The sequence below is a fragment of the Streptomyces sp. NPDC005070 genome (genome assembly GCF_053600395.1).
Map to the genome: position 1 here is coordinate 1 of NZ_JBSFZS010000590.1, position 1,056 is coordinate 1,056.

The window sequence follows — 1,056 nt, forward strand, 5'->3', positions numbered from 1 at the left end:
GGCAGTGGCCGAAGAGCGACAGCGGCACGTCGTCGCCGATCATCTCCCGTACGTGGGCCAGCGCGGCGATGTAGTCACCGAGCAGTGTCTCGGCCGGGGGCAGATCCCCGCGGTCGCCGGGGCTGATCCCGCTGCCCCGCCGGTCCAGGACGAAGAAGGCGATGTCGTTGTCGGCGAAGCGGGTGCCGACCTCCCACATCCAGCCGGCGTGACTCTGGAGGCCGTGGAAGTAGAAGACGGCGCCCTTGACCCGCTGGGGGCGCCAGAGGTGCAGGGCCAGGTCGACGCCGCCGGACGACAGGTCGATTATCTCGCGGCGGGTGTTCTGCGGAGGCCTCTTGGTCTCGATCATCTCGTTGTTCTCCTCAGCGTCCGAAGCGGCCTGCGGTGGCGACCGCGGCAATGGTGGGTAGGGCGGGGGTGACCGACGTGCCGGCGGTCGTGGAGACCGGCGCGGTGACGGCGGTGAGGGCGGTGACGGCCGGTATGTCGGCGGTGACCGTAGGGGTGTTGACCGGTGTGTCGGTGATGATGCCGTCGATGCCGGCCATGAAGTCGACGTCCTTCTGGAACGGCTTGTACTTGTACTGGGTGGCGTTGCCCGCCTGCCGGCGGGACTCGGCGTACGCGGTGATCGCGTCGAGCGGCACGGTGCGCACCCTCAGCGGACCGAGCCGGCCGCTGTCCCGCTTGGAGGCGTACTCGATGTTGACCTCGCACAGCTCCCGGTCCACGGCCTGGGAGAGGGAACGGTCGAGGCCCCGGCCCGGGACGGGGACCTCGGCGGCGACGACGTAGTACGGCGGCTCCGCCCACTGCGGCCCACACATGTACAGGCCGGTGTCGAGACCGAGCCCGGCCATGCCCTGCTTGATGGCCTGCGTGACCTCGGCCTCGGTGATCTTCTCTCCGGTGAACGAGTGGAAGACGCCGTCCCGGTGGACGAAGTGCAGCCACGGGGTGCGGAAGGCACCAACACGCTAACCGGGGCCTGTGCGACGACACCAACGTGAACGGTGTCAACCCAGTCACAGTGGCTGACCACAGGCACTCATG

The 1,056-nt window shown here is 68.9% G+C and carries 2 protein-coding genes; both read right to left on the bottom strand.

Features of this window, described 5'->3' with window-relative positions:
• On the bottom strand, nucleotides 1–352 hold a 352-nt coding region (locus ACWEBX_RS41395), incomplete at its 3' end, for an alpha/beta hydrolase (RefSeq protein WP_451889813.1).
• Between the two features lie 13 nt (nucleotides 353–365).
• Nucleotides 366–953, bottom strand: coding sequence for a hypothetical protein (locus tag ACWEBX_RS41400; protein WP_451889814.1), 588 nt, complete (start codon nucleotides 951–953; stop codon nucleotides 366–368).
• Between the last annotated feature and the right edge of the window lie 103 nt (nucleotides 954–1,056).